At 69.7% G+C, this 15,364-nt stretch carries 14 protein-coding genes and 1 other RNA gene; 5 read left to right on the top strand and 10 right to left on the bottom strand.

Annotation, left to right across the window (positions count from 1 at the left end; translation table 11 throughout):
• Window position 1 precedes the first annotated feature (1 nt).
• Together rsmH and mraZ are read right to left on the bottom strand one after the other, a co-directional pair.
• Window positions 2-1,018 carry a 16S rRNA (cytosine(1402)-N(4))-methyltransferase RsmH gene (gene rsmH, locus SLNSH_RS25330; RefSeq protein WP_245422203.1) on the bottom strand — a complete coding sequence of 339 codons (1,017 nt, stop codon included), beginning with the start codon at window positions 1,016-1,018 and terminating at the stop codon, window positions 2-4.
• Window positions 1,015-1,494, bottom strand: coding sequence for a division/cell wall cluster transcriptional repressor MraZ (mraZ, locus tag SLNSH_RS25325; RefSeq protein WP_245422201.1), 480 nt, complete (start codon window positions 1,492-1,494; stop codon window positions 1,015-1,017). The genes rsmH and mraZ overlap by 4 nt, the downstream gene beginning before the upstream one ends.
• Window positions 1,495-1,899: 405 nt before the next feature.
• Here mraZ and SLNSH_RS09640 point away from each other — a divergent pair, with 405 nt between their 5' ends.
• Window positions 1,900-3,900, top strand: coding sequence for a methyl-accepting chemotaxis protein (locus tag SLNSH_RS09640; RefSeq protein ID WP_146140237.1), 2,001 nt, complete (start codon window positions 1,900-1,902; stop codon window positions 3,898-3,900).
• Window positions 3,901-3,937: 37 nt separating this feature from the next.
• Here SLNSH_RS09640 and rnpB read toward each other — a convergent pair.
• The 3 genes from rnpB to SLNSH_RS09625 all read right to left on the bottom strand — a co-directional run bounded on the left by rnpB (window position 3,938) and on the right by SLNSH_RS09625 (window position 6,162).
• An RNA gene (gene rnpB, locus SLNSH_RS09635) (RNase P RNA component class A) lies at window positions 3,938-4,327 on the bottom strand.
• A gap of 60 nt (window positions 4,328-4,387) precedes the next feature.
• Window positions 4,388-5,113 (bottom strand): lytic transglycosylase domain-containing protein, encoded by a 726-nt coding sequence (locus tag SLNSH_RS09630; RefSeq protein ID WP_245422199.1) that lies wholly within the window; start codon window positions 5,111-5,113, stop codon window positions 4,388-4,390.
• Window positions 5,114-5,349: 236 nt separating this feature from the next.
• The gene (locus SLNSH_RS09625; protein ID WP_106336513.1) at window positions 5,350-6,162 is read right to left on the bottom strand and encodes a lytic transglycosylase domain-containing protein; all 813 of its coding nucleotides are present in this window, start codon (window positions 6,160-6,162) and stop codon (window positions 5,350-5,352) included.
• Between the two features lie 346 nt (window positions 6,163-6,508).
• Between SLNSH_RS09625 and SLNSH_RS09620 the strand changes: the two genes are divergently transcribed.
• From SLNSH_RS09620 to SLNSH_RS09605, 4 genes are all read left to right on the top strand, one after another.
• Window positions 6,509-6,799, top strand: a complete 291-nt coding sequence (locus tag SLNSH_RS09620) for a glycine zipper domain-containing protein (RefSeq protein WP_106336512.1) — start codon at window positions 6,509-6,511, stop codon at window positions 6,797-6,799.
• Window positions 6,800-6,873: 74 nt separating this feature from the next.
• The gene (locus SLNSH_RS09615) at window positions 6,874-7,578 is read left to right on the top strand and encodes a TerB family tellurite resistance protein (RefSeq protein WP_106336510.1); all 705 of its coding nucleotides are present in this window, start codon (window positions 6,874-6,876) and stop codon (window positions 7,576-7,578) included.
• A 12-nt stretch (window positions 7,579-7,590) separates the two neighbouring features.
• Window positions 7,591-8,370, top strand: coding sequence for an N-acetylmuramoyl-L-alanine amidase (locus SLNSH_RS09610; protein ID WP_106336508.1), 780 nt, complete (start codon window positions 7,591-7,593; stop codon window positions 8,368-8,370).
• Window positions 8,371-8,458: 88 nt separating this feature from the next.
• Window positions 8,459-8,890: a DUF2852 domain-containing protein gene (locus SLNSH_RS09605; protein WP_158266730.1), complete on the top strand. Its 432-nt coding sequence runs from the start codon at window positions 8,459-8,461 to the stop codon at window positions 8,888-8,890.
• Between the two features lie 99 nt (window positions 8,891-8,989).
• On the opposite strand, the gene metF is transcribed toward SLNSH_RS09605, so the two are convergent.
• The 5 genes from metF to ettA form a co-directional block, all read right to left on the bottom strand.
• Complete coding sequence (metF, locus tag SLNSH_RS09600) at window positions 8,990-9,946, bottom strand: methylenetetrahydrofolate reductase [NAD(P)H] (protein ID WP_106336505.1); 957 nt, start codon at window positions 9,944-9,946, stop codon at window positions 8,990-8,992.
• Complete coding sequence (locus tag SLNSH_RS09595) at window positions 9,946-10,971, bottom strand: ArsR/SmtB family transcription factor (protein WP_106336503.1); 1,026 nt, start codon at window positions 10,969-10,971, stop codon at window positions 9,946-9,948. Before SLNSH_RS09595 ends, metF begins: the two co-directional genes overlap by 1 nt.
• 90 nt (window positions 10,972-11,061) lie before the next feature.
• Entirely contained in the window at window positions 11,062-11,772 is a 711-nt protein-coding gene (locus SLNSH_RS09590; RefSeq protein ID WP_106336502.1) for a B3/B4 domain-containing protein, read from the bottom strand.
• A 49-nt stretch (window positions 11,773-11,821) separates the two neighbouring features.
• Window positions 11,822-13,300, bottom strand: coding sequence for an AMP nucleosidase (locus SLNSH_RS09585; RefSeq protein ID WP_106336796.1), 1,479 nt, complete (start codon window positions 13,298-13,300; stop codon window positions 11,822-11,824).
• A gap of 128 nt (window positions 13,301-13,428) precedes the next feature.
• On the bottom strand, window positions 13,429-15,084 hold the full coding sequence (gene ettA / locus SLNSH_RS09580) for an energy-dependent translational throttle protein EttA (protein ID WP_106336500.1): 1,656 nt from the start codon (window positions 15,082-15,084) through the stop codon (window positions 13,429-13,431).
• Window positions 15,085-15,364 lie beyond the last annotated feature (280 nt).

Below are 15,364 nucleotides of genomic sequence, written 5' to 3'. Positions count from 1 at the left end.
CTCACCGGCCCTTCGTTGTGCGGCCGCCACGCGACGCGGGGGGCGTCGCAGGGGCCGTGGTGCGCTCCGCGGCGCGCAGCTTGGCCGAACGGGCGCGGGGATTGGCTCTCAGTTCGTCGTCCTGCGCCGTCAGGGGACGCTTCGTGACCAGGGTGAAGGTCGGCGCGCGCTGCGCCGCAGCTGGCGCGTGGCGCGATGGCGCAGCCTCGCGCCCGGCCCGCTCGGCCATGAACCGCTTCACGATCCGGTCCTCGAGCGAATGGAAGGTGACGACCACGAGCCGACCGCCCGGCTTCAGCACGCGTTCGGACGCTTCCAGCGCCCGCTCGAGTTCGCCGAGCTCGTCGTTCACCGCAATGCGCAGCGCCTGGAAGGTGCGTGTTGCCGGATGGATGCCGTCCGGGCTCTGCCTCACGACTCGGGCGACGATGTCGGCCAGCCTTCGGGTTGTCTCGATACGCTCTTCCTTGCGCGCAGCCACGATGGCGCGCGCAATGGCGCGGGACCGGCGCTCCTCCCCGTAGGCGTAGATGAGGTCCGCGAGCGGCCCCTCCTCCATGCCGTTCACGAGGTCGGCCGCGCTTTCACCGGCCTTTTCCATGCGCATGTCGAGCGGGCCGTCGAAGCGGAAGGAGAACCCCCGCTCCGCGTCGTCGAGCTGCATGGAGGAGACGCCGATGTCGAGCACGAGGCCATCGAGGGGCACGAAGCCGTGCGCCTGGGCGACGCCCTCCAGGTCGCCGAAGCGCGCCTGGGCCAGCACGAGGCGACCCTGCATGGCTTCGACAAGCGCCTGCCCGGCCGCGATCGCCTCCGGGTCGCGGTCCAGCGCCAGCACGCGCAGGTCCGGATGGCTCTCCAGGATCGCGCGCGTATAGCCGCCGGCCCCGAAGGTCCCGTCGAGATAAAGGCCGCCTGGCCTGGGAGACAGGGTGTCGAGAACTTCCCGCGCCAGCACGGGAACGTGACGAACCGGTCCGCCAGCGGCGCTTGAGTGTCGAGCGCCGCGATCCGTCATCGTTCCCGTGCTCCGGGCGCAGAACTCGGCCGTAAACCGCCGAGCTCCTTCTTGAGATCCCTCACCTTTCGCCTGGCCTCGTCGAGATGACGTTGGAAACGAGAGGGCTCCCAAATCTGGAATTTGTGCCCCAGCCCCACGAAGGTCACCGCATCTGTGATTCCGGCGTGAGCCTTGAGCGTTTCGGTCAGGCTGACCCGGCCCTCCGGATCGACCTTCAGCACCTCGCTGATGCCGTAGAGCGCCGTCGAGAAGTGATCCCGTTCGTCCGAGAACGGCGGGAGCTGCTCGATGAGGCTGTCGATCTCCCGAAGCAGACCGTTGCCTCCGGCGTCCAAGGCGTCCGCCTCCAGCGACGGATGCACGTAGAGCCCCTCGAAGCCGTCCCTCGCCAGGACGGCCCTGAACGACGCCGGGATCGATACGCGACCTTTCGCATCCAGTTTGTTGGTGAAGCTGGAGACGAAGCGATCCATCGAGACCCGGATCCACGCACACCGCGGGAGACGCCGCCTCGGCGTCCGCGATCCCCTCTCCGCTCCGGCCGCAAGAGGCCTTCACCGATCCGGCGGCCTCTGCCGGAAGGGTCTGGCTCCTGTGCGACAAGTACGCTTCGAACGGGATGATTTGGGATAGCATGGGACAGTATGGTCGTCAATGGACGCGCGCCGGCGCGACGACGCTGGCTCCGCATGGGGCATTACGGTGCGGTAACGTTAACGAAGGGTTGAAAGGCGGGTTGAACACACCGCCCATGCCGTCCCATGGAGCCGCTTTCGGACCGGGCCCCGTCTTTCGCGTGGATCGGCGCCAAATTGGGCATGCCTCAACCAAACGTTGGGAAATTGCTGCCAGACCTTGGCTAATCGCGAAGCTCAGGAGTGAGGCTTCTCTCCGTGGACACCATTCATCCTCTCGCCGTGCTGCGCAGGCGCACCGGGCTGCTCCTGGCTGGAGCCCTGGTCCTGAACCTTCCCCTGCTCCTGATGGTGGGCTGGTGGCACGGGACGCTGGGGTGGGCCGTCGAGCTTCCCATGGCGGCGCTCGCCCTCGCGGCGGCGGCGGTGGCGCGACGCGGCGACGAGTTGGGTCCTCGCCTCCTGATAGGACTCTCGGTGGTGGCGCTGGTGGCCGCGATGGTGGCCCGGGCTGCCGGGCCCTGGCAGGGCGACGGCCACATCTATTTCTTCTCGGGCTTCGCCGTCCTGGCCGCCTTCGCGTGCCCGATCACCGTGGCTGCGGCAGGCGCCGCTGCCGCTCTCTACTACGTCGTGGGAGCCCTTCTCGCTCCCGCATATCTCTTCCCCGCCGGGGAGGGACTTGCGATCAAGGTCCTCATCCACGCCGGCGTGGCGCTCGGCGAAGCCGCCATCCTCATCTGGCTCACCCTGACCCTGAAGTCCCTGTTCGGCCGCGCCGACGCCCTGCTCCAGGAAAGCGTGGCCGCGGCCACCGAGACCGCGACGACGCTGTCGGCCGTCGACAACTCCCCGGCGATGCTGATGATCACGGACCCCGACGGCGTCGTACGCTTCGTGAGCCGCGCGCTGGTCGCCTACCTCGAACGGCTGGCGCCGGATCTGCGCGCCGGCGATCCCGGCTTCTCTTTGGAGCGCATGGTGGGCCAGCGGGCCTCCGCGCTTCTCGACAACCCACGTTTCCGCCGCATCTCCGACGCGCGGCAGGACCGACCGACGGATTACGCGTGCGGCTCCTACCGGGTGGACGTGCGCGCCACGCCGATCCGCGTGGACGGCGCGCTGACCGGCCACATGCTGGAATGGCGGGACGTCACCGCCGAACTCGCCGCCCAGAAGGAAGTCGCCGCGCTGGCGGCCGCAACCGCCTCGGGAGACTTTTCCAGCCGCATCGCGCTCGAGGGCAAGACCGGGTTCCTGCTCGACCTGGCCAAGGCCATGAACGAGACCAGCGAAGTCGTCGACACGGCCACCCGCGAGCTGGCCGAGGCCCTCGTGGCGCTCTCCCGCGGCGACCTCACCCGGCGGATCGAGACGCATCAGCGGGGCCGGCTGGAGGAGCTCAAGGACGCCTTCAACCAGACCGTCGATCATCTCGCGGCGAGCGTCGCCACGATCCAGTCCACGGCTGTGGACGTCTCCACGGCCGCCACCCAGATCAAGAGCGGCGCGGACGATCTGGCCCGCCGCACGGAGGAGCAGGCGACCGACCTCGCCCGCACGGCCGCGACCTGCGAGACATTGACCGGCTCGGTCCGCGAGAGCGCCGACGCTTCCCGGCGCGCGGCCGCGCTGGCCAACGAGGCCATGAAGGTGGCCGACGACGGCGGCGCGATCGTGAACGACGCCGTGAGCGCCATGGCCCGCATCGAGGAGGCCTCGGCCCGCATATCGGACATCACCACCGTGATCGACGAGATCGCCTTCCAGACGAACCTGCTGGCGCTCAACGCCGCCGTGGAGGCCGCCCGGGCCGGCGAGGCAGGCAAGGGATTTGCCGTCGTGGCCGCCGAGGTGCGCACCCTGGCGCAGCGCTCCAGCAACGCCGCCAAGGACATCACTGGGCTGATTGCGTCCTCCGGCGCCCAGATCACCGAGGGCGTGCGCCTCGTCCGCTCCACCGGCGACGCGCTCGGCCGCATCGTCGCGGCCTCCCACAAGGTCTCCGCGACGGTGCAGGAGATCTCGGAAGCCGCCGCTCGCCAGAGCCGCGGCATCGAGGAGATGGGCGCCGCCGTGGCCCACGTGGACGGCTCCACGGAGCAGAACGCCGCGCTCGCCGAGCAGAGCGCCGCCGCCTCGGAGACGCTGGCGAGCCTCATCGGCGCGCTGAACCAGCTGGTCGCGACCTTCCGCACCAGCACGAGCGCGCCGCGCGCCTTCGCGTCCCGCTGGGCCGCCTGAGCGGGCCGATGCGGGGCGACGGAGCCTCCTGGAAGATGATGCCAGCCGGCCTGTAAGCCGGGTTCTGTAGGGCCGCGGCGCTTGCGCGTCGCGACGTGACGGCCATTCCTCTGGGACGGTCGTCGCCGACCGCCTCAAGCAACCAACCCGGACGACAAGGGCTCGAGACGCCCCCGCGGTGGTCGCCCACCGCCGTCGCCCCTATTCGGTTTTGCTCCCGGCGGGGCTTGCCATGCCGCTCCCGTTGCCGGTCGCGCGGTGCGCTCTTACCGCACCCTTTCACCCTGACCCCGGCCGGAGCCGAGGCGGTTTGCTTTCTGTGGCGCTATCCCTGGGGTCACCCCCGCCGGACGTTATCCGGCGCCGTGTCTCGATGGAGCCCGGACTTTCCTCCCTCCTCGCGGAGAGCGGCCGTCCGGCCGACTGGCGAGCGTGGTATGGGGGCCCGGGGCGGCGCGGTCAAGGGATGCGCGCCGCCTTCGTGCGATCAGCTCGCGCTGGCCATGATCGACTGGGCCTTGCCGCAATAGGCGCGATTGGCCGCGCTGGCGCGGCGGGCGTAATGGCCGCTCTGGTAGCGCATCACGGTCGCGCAGGTGGAGCCGCCCGACATGCGGTAGGCCTGGGCCAGGTACTTCATGCCGTAGGTCAGGTTCGTCTCGGGGTTCTTGAGCCCGGCGGCCCCGCCCGAATAGCCCAGCCCGCGGGCGGTCTGCGGCTTGATCTGCATGAGGCCCACGGCGCCGCCGTTGGACGCGCCCGGGTTGTATCGGCTCTCGATCCGCACCACCGCATCGGCCAGCGCGAATGGAACGCCGTTGGCGGCCGCGTGCTTCGCGATCAGGTCCTTGAGCCCGCCCCTCGCCTGGGACGCATAGCCGAGCGCCTTGCCCCGGACGGGCTGCTGCTCGGCAGCCGCGGAGGCGGCCTGCTCGGCGACGCTGCCGGTCTCCACCGCGGAGACCCGCGCGTGATGCCCGCCGTGGCGATGATGACGCCGAGAGTGACGGACATGGTGGGATGAATGGCGCCGGAGGGCGCCCGTCTCGACTTGCCCCAGGGCCGCCTCGGTCCTGGCGGCGTCGGCCTTGGAGGCTTCCTGCATCAGCACGGCGTGCGGGCTTGAACCCTCGTCCATCCTGGCCATCGCGCTCGTGGACGCAACCGTGGCGACAGTGGCGGCCAGGCAGGCCGCCGCGATCGTCTTTTTCATCGTGTACTCCGGTTGGGGAACAAGGACCGGCAGGCCCGCAGCCTTTCTCGCCGGCGGGCGCCGACGCGGCGCCCATGGGGTGGCCGCGGTCCCCGTCCCCTGCGGCGCAGAAGGACACTCCGGGGGCGCGCGCTCTGGCGCTCCCGTCGAGGATCGGGCCGTCGCGGACCGTCGCTCCCGCGGACGCTTCAAGCGCCCGGCATGGTGAGACCGGCGGTCCGGAGCTGAATGGAGGGTTAGTTGGCTGCGACCGTCGTCTTGACCTTGGCGCAGTAGGAGCGCGCAGCCCCCGTCATGGAGGTGGCGCGGTGACCAGCCTGGTACTTCAGGATGGTGCGGCAGGTGTCGCCGCCGGAAAGGCGGTAGGCCTGGGCGAGATAGAGCATGCCGTAACGCAAGTTCGTGTCCGCATCGAGCAGGCCGGCGGCCGCGCCCGAATACCCCATCGCTCGCGCGGTGGAGAGGCTGATCTGGGTGAGCCCGAGGTTCACGCCGTTGCGGGCCGCCGCATTGTAGCGGCTCTCCACGCGAACCACGGCGTCGGCGAGCGCCGGCGGAATGCCGTTGCGCGCCGCATGCTGGGCGATGAGCGCGCGGACCGAACCCGCTTCGGGGGCGGCCGCGACAGTCAGGACGTCGGCGGCCGAAGCCGTCTCGATCGCGCCGGCCTTGGCCTTCGCTGCGACCGCCTTGCCATGGGCCGACTTCCGCGACCCGTCCTGGTTCTCGCCGATGGCGATGATGCCGGCCTTGATGCGGCGCGCCTTCAGCGCCGCCTGGTCCTCGCCCTTGGACTGGGCCGACCCGAAGAGGGCTTCCGCGAGCGACTTGGGGGCGGACTGTTCGGCCGACGCGGCTTTTTCGGGAACAACCGTTCCCGGGGTGCGTTCCTGCTCAGCGCTGCGCTGGTCCGAGGATCCGGTGGGTTCCTGGCTCGCGGTCGCCACGGAACGCTTCGCCGTCCGGCTGGCAGCCTCGACGGGAGAAAGCGCCAGGACAGCCATGGCCAAGCTCGCGCCGAACATCGGCAGCTTCGCGCTGTTGATCATGGTGGATCCTTTCGCAGAAACGTCATCCACGAGCCCCTTCGTAGAACGAGCCTCAGGGTAGGGCGGAATGCGGCCAAGATGTGGCCGAGCTCCCTGGGTTTGTTACTACCCCTACATGAGGCTAAGCTCGTGATGCGCCACGAAGAACCGGCGAAATAGAAATTCAACCTTTGTGTTTTGTGACGACTTGTTGCCGCCTCCGAAGGACTTGCGCCTCAAGTTGTCGGCAAGCATTCCGCGGTGCTGGCGAGGCCCGCCTGATTCGTCCCCAAAACGTTGCGCGCAGCTTGAGCGCGGCTATGATCCGGGGCCCGTGGAAGCGGGTCTCCCTGGATTTGAGGGCGCCATGAAAAAATTTTTGGTCATTCCGGTCATCGCCATCACCTTGGCGGGCTGCGCCACGCCTGAGGGCGATCGCGCGCTCGTCGGCGGCGCCATGGGCGCGACGGCTGGCGCGGTGATCGGCGGTCTCGCGACCGGCAAGGCGGGCGGAGCCGTGGCTGGAGGCCTCATTGGCGCCGCGGGCGGCGCGATCATCGGGGCGGCCACAACGCCCCCGCCCCCTCCCCCGCCGGAGGTTCAGTGCTATTACAGCCGCTACTACGGCCGTCGCGTCTGCCGCGAGGTGGTGTACTAAGGGCCCCGGGTCGGACAGCCTCTCGAACGCCGGCCTCGGGGCCGGCGTTTTCGTTGAAGAAGGGATCTGGTGCGATGTGGGGCAAGCTCGGCGGCGCTGGCGTGGGCTTCGCGGTCGGGGGACCGATCGGGGCGCTGCTGGGCGCCCTTGCGGGCCACTTGGTCTTCGACAGCGGCCTTTTCGGCGAGGACAGGCAGGTCGTCTTCACCACCGGCCTCATCGCCCTCTCGGCCAAGATGGCCAAGGCGGACGGCGTCGTGACCAACGACGAGATCGCCGCCTTCCGGCAGGTCGTGTCCGTGCCGGAATCCGAGGTCGCCAACGTGACCCGCCTGTTCGATCTCGCGAAACAAACCTCCGCCGGGTTCGAGGCCTACGCCGCCCAGATCACGGAGCAGTTCCGCGAGGAGCCTGCGTTGCTGGAGGACGTGCTGGACGGCCTGTTCCACATCGCCAAGGCCGACCACGCCATCCATGAGGCGGAGCTGCGCTATCTCGCTGAGGTCGCCCGGATCTTCGGCTTCGCCGACGCCGACTGGCGGCGCATCGCCGCACGACACGTCCGGCTGCCGGACGACCCCTACCTCGTCCTTGGCGCCTCCCGCGATTGGGACGACGAGGCCCTGCGGCGCCACTACCGCAAGCTCGTGGCCGACAACCACCCCGACCGGCAGATCGCCCTCGGCCTGCCGCCCGCAGCCGTGAAGATCGCCACGGAGCGGCTGGCGGTCATCAACGCCGCGTGGGAGAAGGTCCGCGCCGAACGCGGCCTCCGCTAAAGCCGAGACCACATGCCCGCCGTCCTCACGCCCGACAGCCCCCTCGCCCTCAAGGTGATCCCCACGCCCAACCAGGGCGAGCGCAAGGGCGGCCGCAGGCCAGACATCCTGCTGATCCACTACACCGGCATGCCCGACGCCGCCTCGGCCCTGCAGCGCCTGGCGGATCCCCTCGCCGAAGTTTCCTGCCACTACGTCGTCCTGGAGGATGGCCGTATCTTCCAGATGGTTTCGGAAGCCGCCCGGGCCTGGCACGCGGGGGTGTCCAGCTGGGCCGGCGATACGGACGTCAACTCCGCTTCCATCGGCGTCGAGGTCGTGAACCCAGGCCCGGACGGAGGCTACCCGGATTTCCCGGAGCCGCAGATCGACGCCGTCACGAAGCTCGGCCTGGACATCGTGTCCCGCTGGCGCATGCCCGCCGACCGGGTGCTCGCCCATTCGGACGTGGCGCCCGGGCGCAAGATCGATCCTGGCGAGAAATTCCCGTGGGAGCGCCTGCACCGGGCGGGGCTCGGCCACTGGACGCCGCCTGCCCCGCTCGGCGACGGCCGCTCCTTTGGGCCCGGCGACGAGGGCCAGCCCATTCAGGCCCTGCAGGCCATGTTCGCCATGTATGGCTACGGCCTCGAGATCAGCGGCGTCTACGACCCGCGCACCGAGGCCGTGGTGGCGGCTTTCCAGCGCCATTTCCGCCCCGCCCTCGTGGACGGGATCGCGGACGCGTCCACCATCACGACCCTGCGCGACCTGATCCGCTCACGCCCCCAGCCAAGCGCTGCGTCGGCTTGAACCAGGGCCCTTGCAGGCGCCGCAATCGTTCCCCATTTGCGCCCCTCGTCGAGGCCGATGCCTCGATCCCGTTCGCGAGGAGGCGCACGTGAACCCCATCCCCGACCAGACCAACGGCGGTTTCTGCTGGCGCTGGAAGCCTGTCGACATCATCGCGCTGGTGATCGCCTTCGCGATCTACTGGCCTCTCGGCTTCGCCGTGCTGGCCTGGAAAATCTGGAACGATCGCCAGCCTGCTCCGCAGGACCTCGGCCAGGCGCTCCAGACCGGCTTCGAACGCCTTCAGCGGGCTTTCGAGGGCGTGTTCAGTTCGGTATCGGGCTCCGGCTTCGCGAGCGCCGGCCCGGCCCCGACCGGTAACGCAGCGTTCGACGCCCACATCCGCGAGGAGTGGGCCCGCATCGAGGCCGACCGGCAGAAGCTCAACGACGAGGTCGCCGCCTTCCGGGCCTTCCTCAACTCCGAGCGGACGGGCGACTACGACGTCTACGAGCGCTTCCGCCGCAGCCGAGGAGCTTGAAGGTTGCATCCCACGCCGTCATCCCCGGGGCTTGTCCCGGGGATCCACGCCTGGGGTCCACGCGCGAATGGCCGGGCCAAGCCCGGCCATGACGCTTGCTCACCCGTTCGCCGCCAGCGGCAACGACGCCGAGGCGTCCTCGCCCGCTTCCGCGCCCTCCTCCGCCGCCTGCGGCCGCATGCCCAGCAAGTGGCAGATGGCGTAGACGAGGTCCGCCCGGTTCATCGTGTAGAAGTGGAAGTCCCGCACGCCGCGGTCCAGCAGGTCGATGACTTGCTCCGCCGCCACAGCCGCCGCGATCAGCCGGCGCGTGGCGGGGTCGTTCTCCAGCCCTTCGAACCGCTCCGCCAGCCAGTTCGGCACGCTCGCCCCGCACCGCGCCGCAAAGCCGGCCGTCTGCTTGAAATTCTGCACTGGCACGACGCCCGGCACGATCGGGATATCGATGCCCCGCGCCCGCACCTTGTCCAGGAAGCGGAAATACACGTCGTTGTCGAAGAAGAACTGCGTGATGGCGCGCGTCGCCCCTGCGTCCACCTTCGCCTGCAAGACGTCGAGATCGTGGTCCAGCGAGGGGCTCTCGGGATGTTTCTCGGGATAGGCCGAGACAAAAACGTCGAATGGCGCGACGTCCCGGATGCCGCGCACCAGGTCGGCCGTGGACTGGTAGCCCTGCGGATGCGGCGCATAGGCAGCCCCCACACCCCCCGGCGGGTCGCCGCGCAGGGCCACGATATGGTTCACCCCGGCCGCGGCGTAGTCGCGCACCACGGCGTCCACCTCGTCCCGGCTCGCCCCCACGCAGGTGAGATGCGCCGCGGGCTGGAGCGCTGTTTCACGCACGAGCCGCGTTACGGTGGACTGGGTCCGCTCCCGCGTGCTGCCGCCCGCCCCGTAGGTCACGGACACGAAGTCTGGCCCGAGCGGCGCCAGCCGGTGGATCGAATCCCACAGCGCCTCCTCGGCCTCGTCGGTCTTGGGCGGGAAGAACTCGAACGAGACGCGGATAGGGCGCTTGCCGCAGCGGCGGCTGACGCGGACGGGGGAGCGCGACATTACGCGACCTCCTGGTTGGAGCGGGGCGGCAGGTCGGTGACGACCCTGCGGTCGCGACCCACCCACAACGACACGGTCAGGCGATCCGGCGCGCTCCCAGGCGCGGCGAGTTCGCGATAGCTCGCCGGCTCGAGCCCGGCCTCGGCGAGCCAGCCCTCGATCTGCTCGCGGGCGAAGCCCAGCCGGCGATGGGCGTGCGCCTCGCGCAGGAACTCGAGCCCGTGCGGCGCGAAGTCCACCACGATGAGCCGCCCGCCGGGGGACAGCGTGGCTGCGGCTTCCCGCAGCGCGCGCGGCGGGTCCTCCAAGAAGTGCAGCACCTGGTGCACGACCACGACGTCGAACGCCCCGCGCTCGACCGGCGGCGCATAGATGTCGCCCTGGCGCAGTTCGACGCCGCGGACGCCCGCCAGTTCCATGTTGGCCCGCGCCACGGCCAGCATGGCGTGGTTGCTGTCCACGCCGACAGCGCGCGCCGCCTTCGGGGCCAGCAGCGCCAGCATGCGGCCGGTTCCGGTCCCCAGGTCCAGCAGCGACCGGATCGGCTTGTCGCCGACCGCCGCCAGCACCGCCGCTTCGACCTCCGCGTCGGACACATGGAGGGACCTGATCCGGTCCCACTCCACCGCGTGCCTGTTGAAATACGCCTGCGCCGCCTCGCCTCGGGCGCCCCTCACCGCAGCGAGCCGCGCCTTGTCGGCCGCGATCACCGGATCCGTCGGGTCCAGCCGCTCCACCAGCGACCGGGCCAGGGCGCCCGCCGCGGTGCGGCCAGCGATGCGGAAGAACGCCCAGGCCCCCTCGCGATTGCGCTCGATCAGCCCGGCCTCGACCATCAGCTTGAGGTGGCGCGATATCCGCGGCTGCGACTGCGCCAGGATGTCGGTCAGGTCGGAGACGTTGAGCTCCCCGTCGGCCAGCAGGGCCAGCACGCGCAGCCGGGTGTCCTCGCCTGCGGCGCGCAGGAAGCCTACGAGGTCGTCCAGGCGGACAGGGGTGGCGGGTGGCGGACCTGAGTTCGACATAAAGATATCTTTATGTCGGCAACCCTATCTTGGCAAGCGTTTGGTCGGGTTTAGGCGGGAGACGGTCGCCTTCAGCGCAGTGTCTCGGCCTCACACCTCAGCGACCAGCCGCGACGCCTCCACGACCGCCACGCGGCAGGTCGCCCCGCAGAACCGCTCGAGCAAGGCCGCCAGGTCCGCCGCGGCGTCCTCGACGCTGCCGACGCCGTTCGACTGCAGCGTCACCACCGCCCGCCGGGTGGCCGGCGTGATGATGCTCCGGGCGTCCTGGCGCCAGTTCCACCGCCGGCACAGCACGTGCCTGATGTCGGCGAACACCACCTCGCCCGGCTTCGGCGGATCGTTCGGATCCTCGCCGGGCTCCGCCGCCATATCCAGGAACGTGTCCTCCGGCCGCGAGAACCTGAACGCCAGCGGCGGCGCGATCTTGTCGAGGTCGTCCGCCCCCACGCACAGCGCATGCGCCAGCGACACGGCGTTGTAGGCGTCCACGAAGGCGTTGATGCGCGGCAGCTCGCGCTCGGCGAGCACGTTCTTCACCAGCCGCTCCACCGAGCAGCGATAGCTGGTCCGCTTGATGCCGAACGCCTTGTAGGCCGCCCGCCACGCCGCCACGCCCGGGATGGCGGAGAGCTCCGTCCCGCCCCAGGCCGCGCGGCACGTCGCCTCCCGGTCCGCGACGAGCGCCGCGAGCTCCGGCGGCCGCTCGGCCGGGATGGAGAGATTCTCCGCCACCAGCATGGCGGCCCGAAAGGCGGGAAAGCCGGCGGCGAGTTCTTCGATGGAGAGGCTGACAGGCATGGTCCCGGTTCGCTGGTGAGGAGACGTCAGGGGCAGGGTTCGCGCGAGCCTACCTGAACGGGGGCTCGTCGAAGCTGCGCAGCTTGCGCGAATGCAGCTGCTCCTTCTGCCGCTTGAGCAGGTCCAGCGCCGCGATGCCGATGTTGAGGTGCTCCCCGATGGCGCGCTCGTAGAAGGCGTTCGCCGCGCCCGGGAGCTTGATCTCCCCGTGAAGCGGCTTGTCCGAGACGCACAGCAGCGTGCCGTAGGGCACGCGCAGCCGGAAGCCCTGGGCCGCGATGGTGCCGCTCTCCATGTCGACCGCGATGGCGCGCGACAGGTTGATGCGCCGGCGCTCCTGGGTCCAGCGCAGCTCCCAGTTCCGGTCGTCGTTGGTCACCACGGTGCCGGTGCGCAACCGCCGCTTCAGCGCCTCGCCCCGGTCGCCGGTCACTTGGGCCGCGGCCTCCTGCAGGGCGACCTGCACCTCGGCGAGCGCCGGGATGGGCACGTCGGTCGGCACCAGCGAGTCCAGGATGCGGTCCTGCCTCAGGTAGCCGTGGGCCAGCACGTAGTCGCCGATCACCTGGCTCTGCCGCAAGCCCCCGCAGTGCCCCACCATCAGCCAGGCGTGCGGCCGCAGCACAGCCAGGTGGTCGGTGATGTTCTTGGCGTTGGAAGGGCCGACGCCGATATTGACCAGCGTGACGCCGAGCTTGCCCGGCGCGGTGAGGTGGTAGGCCGGCATCTGGAACCGGTGCCAAGGCGCTTCCGCCACCAGGGCGTCGACCTCGGCCTGCGGCATACCGGGCCGGATCACGCCGCCGCCGGGCAGGATGAGCGAGTCATGCGGCCCCTCGCCCGAGGCGAGCCGCTCCACGCCCCAGCGCACGAACTGATCCACGTAGCGATGGTAGTTCGTGAGCAGGATCCACGGCTGGATCCCACGCCAGTCGGAGCCCGTGTAGTGCACGAGCCGCCGCAGCGAGTAGTCCACCCGGACGGCGTCGAACAGGGAGAGCGGCCGCGGCTCGCCTTCGCGGATCTCGAACTGCCCGTCGGCGATCTCGTCGCCCACGGAAGAGAGCAGCGGCGTCGGGAAGAAGCGCGCCAGCTCGGCCGCGGTGACCCCTCCCCGCCCGAGCTCGTCGCCGCGCTCGAACACGTAGGGGTATGGGATCTCCTGGTCGCCCACGCCGACCTCGATGATGGCCCCGAACTCGGTCGCCAGCGGCCGCAGCTGCTCGAGGAGGTAGGTCCGGTAGGCCCGGGGCTGGGTGATGGTGGTGGCGTAGACGCCCGGCGCCGGGAACTTGGCGAAAGCCCGCCGGTTCGTGGCCGGCACCCCTTCGGGCTCGTAGATGAGCCGCAGCGCCGGGTAGCGGAACTTGAGGCGCTCCTCCGGGGTCGGGGGGTGTCCCGTCTCCAGGTAGCGCTCCAGGGCGTCCCGCAGCGCGCCGGTGGCCGCGTCGTAGAGCTGCTCCAAGCGGTCGACGGCGTGCTCGGGCGAACGCGCGATGTCGAAGCGGGCTGGAGCCTGGGAGGGGATTTCGGAAACGGACACGAACACCTCGCTGCGTTTCCTCAGCCAGATACGCCGCGTCCCCCGTCAAAGTCAAAGGCGCTGGCCTGTTCGACCGGAAACGGAACGGCCGCCCCGAGGGGCGGCCGCCAGGCTCAGCGCGTGAACTTCTTGTACTTGATCCGGTGCGGGATCGTGGAGTCGATGCCGAGGCGGCGCTTCTTGTCCTCCTCGTAGTCCTGGAAGTTGCCCTCGAACCACTCCACGTGGCTCTCCCCCTCGAAGGCCAGGATGTGGGTGGCGATGCGGTCCAGGAAGAAGCGATCGTGGCTGATCACCACGGCGCAGCCCGCGAAGTCTTCCAGGGCCTCCTCCAGCGCCCGCAGCGTGTCGACGTCGAGGTCGTTGGTCGGCTCGTCGAGCAGCAACACGTTGGCGCCGCTCTTCAGCATCTTGGCGAGGTGGACGCGGTTGCGCTCGCCGCCCGAGAGCATGCCCACCTTCTTCTGCTGGTCGCCGCCCTTGAAGTTGAACGCCGCGCAATAGGCGCGCGAGTTGAACTCCCGCTTGCCGAGATAGATCACGTCGTTGCCGCCGGATATCTCCTCCCAGACGGTCTTCTTGTCGTCCAGCGCGTCGCGCGACTGGTCGACATAGCCGAGCTTCACGCTCTCGCCGACCGTAATGGAGCCGCCGTCCGGCTTTTCCTGCCCGGTGATCATGCGGAACAGCGTGGTCTTGCCCGCGCCGTTCGGGCCGATGATGCCCACGATGCCGCCCGGCGGCAGCTTGAAGGTCAGGCCGTCGATCAGCAGCCGGTCGCCATAGCCCTTCGACAGGCCGTCGAAGTCGATGACGTTGTTGCCGAGCCGCTCGGCTACCGGGATGATGATCTGCGCCGTGGTGGGGGCCTTGTCGTTCTGCTTCGCGACCAGGTCCTCGTAGCGCTGGATGCGGGCCTTGCTCTTGGTCTGGCGCGCCTTCGGCGATGCCTGAATCCACTCGCGCTCGCGCTCCAGCGCGCGCTGGCGCGCCTCTTCCTCGCGGCCCTCCTGCTGCAGCCGCTTTTGCTTCTGCTCCAGCCAGGACGAGTAGTTGCCCTCGTACGGGATGCCGCGGCCGCGGTCGAGCTCGAGGATCCAGCCCGTGACGTTGTCCAGGAAGTAGCGGTCGTGGGTAACGATCAGGATCGCGCCCGGATACTCGCGCAGGTGGCCTTCCAGCCAGGCGATCGACTCGGCGTCAAGATGGTTGGTGGGCTCGTCCAGCAGCAGCAGCTCGGGCTGCGACAGGAGCAGCTGGCACAGCGCCACGCGGCGGCGCTCGCCGCCCGAGAGCTTGGACACGTCGGCGTCGTCCGGCGGGCAGCGCAGGGCGTCCATGGCCTGGTCGACCTTGGAGTCGAGATCCCAGAGGCCCTTGGCCTCGATCTCGTCCTGCAGCTTCATCATCTCGTCCGCGGTCTCGTCCGAGTAGTTCATGGCGAGTTCGTTGTAGCGGTCGAGGATGGCCTTCTGCGGGGCCACGCCTTCCATCACGTTCTCGCGGACGCTCTTTGAGGCGTCGAGCTGCGGCTCCTGCGGCAGGTAGCCGACGCGCGCGCCCTCCTGCACCCAGCCCTCGCCCGTGTACTCCTTGTCGATGCCGGCCATGATGCGCAGCAGCGTCGACTTGCCCGCGCCGTTGACGCCAAGCACGCCGATCTTGGCCGTCGGGTAGAAGGACAGGTGGACGTTGTCGAGGACCTTCTTTCCGCCCGGATAGGTCTTGGAGAGGCCCTGCATATGGTAGACGTACTGGTAGGAAGCCATGGGGCCCTTCCGTTCTGCGCCGCGTGGGATGGGGATTTGCCGGCTATGTAGCGATTGCGGGCCGAACCGGCAAGGGAAACGGAGGCGCTCACGCGCCTCGCGAAAAGTCCGGAGGAGCCGTATCCCGCCCTTCTCCCCGTCCTTGCGAGGAGCGCAGCGACGAAGCAATCCAGGGGCCATGCGCGGGTGTCTCTCCGTTGGTGACGAGGATGGCGCCCATTCCCCCTGGATTGCTTCGTCGCCCTGCGGGCTCCTCGCAATGACGGGGGAGATTCTCTCC

Source organism: Alsobacter soli, assembly GCF_003004785.1.
GTDB lineage: Bacteria > Pseudomonadota > Alphaproteobacteria > Rhizobiales > Beijerinckiaceae > Alsobacter > Alsobacter soli.
This window is presented reverse-complemented; position numbering and strand designations above follow the sequence as displayed.